Source organism: Caballeronia choica, assembly GCF_001544535.1.
Classification (GTDB): domain Bacteria; phylum Pseudomonadota; class Gammaproteobacteria; order Burkholderiales; family Burkholderiaceae; genus Caballeronia; species Caballeronia choica.
Window position 1 is genome coordinate 1 of the sequence record NZ_FCON02000272.1, and the last position, 5,918, is coordinate 5,918.

At 58.6% G+C, this 5,918-nt stretch carries 6 protein-coding genes; 3 read left to right on the plus strand and 3 right to left on the minus strand.

The features are described 5' to 3' along the window. Positions 1-217: 217 nt before the first annotated feature. Positions 218-1,273: a DNA-binding protein gene (locus AWB68_RS42055; RefSeq protein WP_087650050.1), complete on the plus strand. Its 1,056-nt coding sequence runs from the start codon at positions 218-220 to the stop codon at positions 1,271-1,273. Positions 1,274-1,325: 52 nt separating this feature from the next. Here AWB68_RS42055 and AWB68_RS42060 read toward each other — a convergent pair whose 3' ends face one another. Together AWB68_RS42060 and AWB68_RS42065 are read right to left on the minus strand one after the other, a co-directional pair. Continuing rightward, a complete protein-coding gene (locus AWB68_RS42060; RefSeq protein WP_374729662.1) occupies positions 1,326-1,568 on the minus strand; it encodes a type II toxin-antitoxin system RelE family toxin in 243 nt (80 codons plus the stop codon). A 141-nt stretch (positions 1,569-1,709) separates the two neighbouring features. Next, entirely contained in the window at positions 1,710-1,910 is a 201-nt protein-coding gene (locus tag AWB68_RS42065; protein ID WP_327384338.1) for a YlcI/YnfO family protein, read from the minus strand. 490 nt (positions 1,911-2,400) lie between these two features. Between AWB68_RS42065 and AWB68_RS42070 the strand changes: the two genes are divergently transcribed. Both AWB68_RS42070 and AWB68_RS42075 read left to right on the plus strand, forming a co-directional pair. Then, entirely contained in the window at positions 2,401-3,843 is a 1,443-nt protein-coding gene (locus AWB68_RS42070; protein WP_235028811.1) for an MFS transporter, read from the plus strand. Between the two features lie 109 nt (positions 3,844-3,952). Next, the gene (locus AWB68_RS42075) at positions 3,953-4,645 is read left to right on the plus strand and encodes a FadR/GntR family transcriptional regulator (RefSeq protein ID WP_087650051.1); all 693 of its coding nucleotides are present in this window, start codon (positions 3,953-3,955) and stop codon (positions 4,643-4,645) included. A gap of 149 nt (positions 4,646-4,794) precedes the next feature. On the opposite strand, the gene AWB68_RS42080 is transcribed toward AWB68_RS42075, so the two are convergent. Next, on the minus strand, positions 4,795-5,829 hold the full coding sequence (locus tag AWB68_RS42080) for an IS630 family transposase (protein WP_087650052.1): 1,035 nt from the start codon (positions 5,827-5,829) through the stop codon (positions 4,795-4,797). Positions 5,830-5,918: the final 89 nt, after the last annotated feature.

The following is a 5,918-nucleotide window of genomic DNA, read 5'->3' on the forward strand; positions in this document are numbered from 1 at the left end:
TCGGGCGGCAACTGCGCGCGTTCGAGCGGGGCGAGCGCGTTACCGGAGGGGTCGCTGGGGCTAAAAACGGGCATGTCTAACTCCGACGCAATCTATCCGCACAGTCTGCCAATTATATCGACATTATACGCATAATGTCTAAAGGTTAGACTAAATGTCAATGAAAGTAACGTTTTACGTTATATACTTTGCCGGTCAAATCCAAAGTTAGTCACCCATGACCGCTTTACCGACGCCGGACGGACCGCCCAGCGCCCAACTGGACGCGGAGATCGCGCAGTTGCGCGCGCAATTTCCACGCACCGCCGATCTGTACCGCGAAGTCTGCGTGCTGCTGTTTTTTCGGTACGGGATTACGCCGACCGCCAACAAGCTCTATCAGTTGGTGAAGAAGGGCAGCATGAGCGCGCCGGCCGACGCGTTGGCCGCGTTCTGGGCGACCCTTCGCGACAAGAGCCGGGTGCGGATCGAAAGCCCGGACCTGCCGGACGAGATCAAAGGCGCGCTGAGCGAACTGGCGATCGCGATATGGGATCGGGCGCAGGCGAGCGCTCAGGAGGCGTTGACGGGGTTCCGCTCGGACGCCTCGCAGGAGGCCGACCGAGCGCGGGCAGCGCAGGCGACCGCCGAAACCGAGGTGGCACGGCTACGGCAGGAATTGACCGCCAGCGCCGCGTTGCTGGACAGCGCCCGCGCGAAGGACGCCGAGATCGAGCAGCAAGTGGCGGCGCTGACGGCCGCCTGCGAAGCGTTCAAATCACAGTTGCAACGCACGCAACGCGAGCAGGCCGAGTTGCAGCGTGCGCTGGAAGCGGCGCGGAGGGATTTTGCGGCCGAACTCGATAAGCAACGCGCAGCCGGCGAACTGGCCGAGGAGCGGCTGCGGGCCAGCGAGACGCGCGCGCTGCTCGAGATCGATCGCGAACGGGTCGCGGCGAGCCGCGCTCAAAAAGCGCTCGACGACCTGGTGCGCAAGTCGGAGCAGGGCGACGAGCGATATCGGAAGCAGGAAGCAGCGCTGCAGGCGCAAGTCGGCGACTTGCGACATCAGGTGGGTATCCTGGAAGGGAATCTCTCGGCTGGGCGGGCTGAGAGCAGGGCGCTCAGCGTTCAGTTAGCGCGCGCTCAGGATCAGCTGACTCGCGCCGCGACGCGACGCGTCGAGCACGCGTCGGCCGATCGATCCCCCCGCGGCACGACTGCGACGAAGGAGACCCGCAGACAAGACGGGCCACCAAAGAAATCGTCAAAGCGGCAGGTCGGGCCGAAGTGAGGAACGAATCGGAGGTGCCTATGCGTCTAGCTTGAAAACGGATGCTGAGGCTTCAGTGATTGTCTTCCTCCAGTTGGTGCCGGATGGCCAGCACCGTGACTGTTTCATCGTCGTCGATTTCAAACAATGCGACGTAGCCGCTGCGCCCAAACGGATTGATCAGCTCCCGCAGAGACGGCGCATCGGATCGCGCTTTGCGGCACGTGAAAGGCGAACTCCGGAGCGTAGCGACGCCATCATGAAATTGCCTGCAGAGCGTTTTCGACGAGCTTGAAATCAGTGGCAACGCGCTCAAAGATAAAGTCGTAAAGTCGTTCGAGGTCGGCCGCGGCTTCAGGGGTAAAACGAACCGCGAACGTCATCGAGCGGGCGTGCGACCTGACTTGGCTACCGCAAGCCGACCTTCCAGCGTAGACACGACTTCATCGGCTGACACCTACTGACCGTTCTCCTTGGCCCGGTCGCGCGAAGCCAGTCCGCGGGCAACAAAATCACCCTGCAAACGTCGGCGCTCGATATTGGCGCGGATTGACTGTTCGACAAATGCCGATAGGCTCTCCCCATCGGACAGCACGCTTTCGGCCGCCTCGCGCAATTCCGGCTCTATCCGCACGGAGGGTAATGTGGCGGTTTTCATGAGAGAGACTCCTGCATCGCAGTTGCGATACATTTTGCCGTGTTCTGGGTTTTAGCGCAAAGCCCTGGGAGGTTATTTTGGGGCCATCATAGCGATGGCAGTGAGTCGCGCCCGGTGACAGTCGAGTGCCTCGTCCCTTCGGCCAGACGTGGGTTCATCAGCGACACCAAGGCGATCTCGAACGCTTTGAGCAGAGGTTGACCATGCGGTGAACCGATCGTCACCGGTGGCGCGGACCGAGTTCCAGACACGGTTTGTCCTCAAGCGTTAGCGCCAGCCGCCTGATCGAGACTGCGCGGTCATGAATCGAGCGGCTAGTGCCCATCGCATGGTGGCGTTTAGCGCACGCATGAGCCTCAGGTAAACCCGCCTTGCTCCAACTCAAAGATTGCGCAATCATACCCGTAATGATTGCGCAATCATTATCAATTCGCGACCGAACGTCTCGCGCTTCGTTCCCGTGCCGCCACAGGATCTCCTTGGAGACTTCATGAATTCGCACACGCCATCAAACGACAATTCAGTCGGTACTCCGGTAATCGCCGCAGTCATCGATCCGCTTGAAGACCCGCACCGGATGAGCGCGCCGGCCGGCCTATCGACCGGACACGCGGCGCGTTCAACCGTCGTGAAGCGAACCAAGGTCCGCTATGCGATCTTGTTGATGCTTTTCCTCGTGACAGCGATCAACGTGGGCGACCGGGCTGCACTTTCTATCACCGGCGCGGCGATCACCGCGCAGTTGCATATCAGTTCGGTGACGTTGGGCTACATGTTTTCTGCGTTCGCGTGGGCATACGTCCTTGGGCAATTGCCGGGTGGATTGCTCCTCGATCGTTTTGGCTCAGTGAAGGTCTACGGCATATCGCTGCTTTTGTGGTCGGTGATCACGGCCCTCCAGGGTATGGTTGGTTTTCTGTCGGCGTCATTCGCTGTAGGGTCACTCTTCGCGTTGCGCTTTTTGCTGGGGCTTATCGAATCGCCGGTGTATCCCGCCAACAGTCGCCTGGTGGGAGCATGGTTTCCGACGAAAGAACGGGGATTGGCCACGGTCATCTTCAATTCGTCGATGTATCTGTCAATCGCATTGCTTGCGCCCATGATGGGGTTGATCGCCCACAAGGTCAGTTGGGAAGCCGTCTACTGGGTGATGGGTGGTCTTGGCATTGTCGCCAGCGCAGTGTGGTTCAAGCTTGTAAAGACGCCGCAGGGGCATCCGCTTGTGAATGCGGCGGAGCTCAGGCACATCGAGGAAGGCGGTGGGATCAAAGAGATTGATACGCCCGGCAAGAAGCCCAGGCGCAAGCCGAGCCTGAAAGACCTTCGGGTGTTGTTGCGCAACCCGATGATGTGGTCCATCTACCTGGGCAAGTATTGTGATACCTCGCTGCAATACTTCTTCATCACTTGGTTTCCCGTTTATCTCGTCAAATACCGCGGCCTCAATATCATGGAAGCGGGTGCTCTGGCCGCCATACCGGCGGTTTGCGGCTTGCTTGGCGCCCTTTGCGGAGGGGCGGTCTGCGACGTTCTTCTGCGACGCGGTGTTTCGCTGACCCTTGCTCGAAAAATTCCGTTGGTTTGCGGCATGACTATGGGCGGTACGCTCTTGTTGTGCAACTTCACGACCTCCATGACGCTCGTAACCGTCCTTATGTCGATCGCAATTTTCGGCAAGGGTGTGGTGGCCGTGGACTGGACGCTTGTCACCGATACCGCACCGCCGGAAATCGCAGGAATGGCCGGCGGGCTGTTCAACATGTTCGGCAACATCTCGGGAATCGTGACGCCTGTCGTCATCGGCTACGTGGTCTTGCTGACCGGATCGTTCGAAGGCGCGATGTATCTCGTGGCCGGACATGCTTTCCTGGGTGCGCTGGCTTTTCTTTCGATGGGGAAGATCCACCGCCTGAGTTTGAGTGCGCAAACCTGAATGAAGCGCGGTCCAAGGAATCTTCCCTTGATCGCGTGTCGTGCGCGGCTCTCCGCTTAGACGGCATGCCGCCCGGTTGACGAAATGACGGGAGCAGAGCGTGGGTGAGATGTTGTTGACTGAGATCGAGGGCATCACTCTGTCAGACAGAGTCTGCAAACTGATCGTTGCGGCGATACTGCGTGGGGAGTTTTCGGTGGATCACAAACTTCCCACGGAGTTTGAACTGACTGCACGCTACGCCGTATCGCGGACGACGGTCCGCGAGGCGCTGTCGCGTTTGCGATCCGAAGGCATCGTAGAATCGAGGCGCGGATCGGGAAGCTATATCGTGCAAATGCCAGGACACGTCGAGCCAATGGCACCGTCGATCTCTAGCATCGTCGATATCGAACGGTACTATGCGTTTCGATTTTGCATTGAAGCGGGCGCGGTTAGGATTGCTGCCGAGATGCGAACCGAGGAGGACGTCGAGGCGATCCATGCCGCCTATAGCGCGCTCGACAGGACAGCGGACGGCGCGGGCTCGGGCGTCGAAGCAGATCTGGAATTGCATCTGGCGATAGCGCATGCATCACACAACCCTTTCTTCGTTTCCACGGTGGCGCATGCGCTGGCTCCGATCCGTCAATGCATGGAACGCGCGCGGAATCTCGGGCAAACCCAGCGTCATTCCGGCCAGGTTCAGGCGGAACATCAGGCAATCATCGATGGCGTTGTCAAGCGCTCGCCCGAACAAGCCTGCGCTGCGATGAGCAGGCATATCGAAAACTCGCGACGTCGAATCTTCGACGGGGGATAACGAACTTGAAGTTGGACAGACTCTCCGGGCTGAAGCGTCTGAATCCGTGCACGCACGTCATCTCAAGCCGCGATTCTGTTGAAGCAAGTGAACCTTCAGTGAATTCTTTGCCAAAAGGCCGTTACGAAACATACGTCGGCAAGCTTTACTCACACGTCAGAAATATAGCGGACAGATTGATGGCTAAAGAAGGAGCGTACGAGGTACGGATCGCGGCCAATTTGTGAAAGCTGCTCGTAAATTTTCGAGCCCAGCTTCTCGCCCTTTTGAAGTGGACGTCGCGCGACGCCGGTGCGCTTAACGTGACTCCACACCAGCTCATCTGGATTGAGGTCCGGTGCGTAACCGGGCAGGAAATGCAAAGTCAACTTGCCCTGCGTACTCGCGACATAGTCTTTAACCATCGCCTTCTTATGAGCTGGCAATCCGTCGACGATCAGATGAACCGCTCTTTTGCGATTGAACATCAACTTCTTGAGCAATTCCACGAACAACTCACCGGTAAGTCCCCCTTCATAGGTTGCAAACCAAAAAGCCCCCTTCGAATTAACAGCGGACGCGGCGCTCATGCTTTGTCGCTCGCCGGGCCGCTCGACCACGGGCGTTTCACCGCGCGGCGCCCACGTCCTGCCGTGCACCGAGTCAGCACGGAAGCCTGATTCGTCCCAGAAGAAAATGTCCGCTTTCTGCTCACGAGCCTGCTTGGCAATGCTCGGATAGGTGTCACGTTGCCAACGCTCGATGGCTTCCGGATCACGCTGGTAAGCTCTCTGCAGCGGCTTTTGCGGCGTAAGGTTCAGGCGGGCGAGCATCGCGCCAATAGATGCCAGACTCAGCCTGACGCCGAATTTCTGTCGCACCAGTTCACAAACCAGGTTGCGCGTCCATAAGCCAAAATCAAAATCATACTGCATTGGATTCTTGCCATTAATCCAGCGCAGGACCCGCTGCTCCTGCGTTGTAGTGAGCGTACGCGGGCGAACTGTGCCTTTGGTCGAGCGCAACGCCCGGACACCATGGCCCCGACCTCGCGCTTGCGACCTAATCTTGTACGCCCATGAGCGATGCATCCCAAACGACGCCGCGACATCATTTGGATGCTCGCCTTCAGCCATACGCCGAACTGCAAGGATGCGCGTCTCTTCAAGAGTATTGTGAGCCAGGCTCCGACCATCTCTTTTTATGGGCGATCCTCTTAAAAGGCCAGTTCAAAAAGACCGCTCAGTTTGGCTAAGGATGTTCCAGCAGACGAGTGAGCAGGCTAGTTTGATGA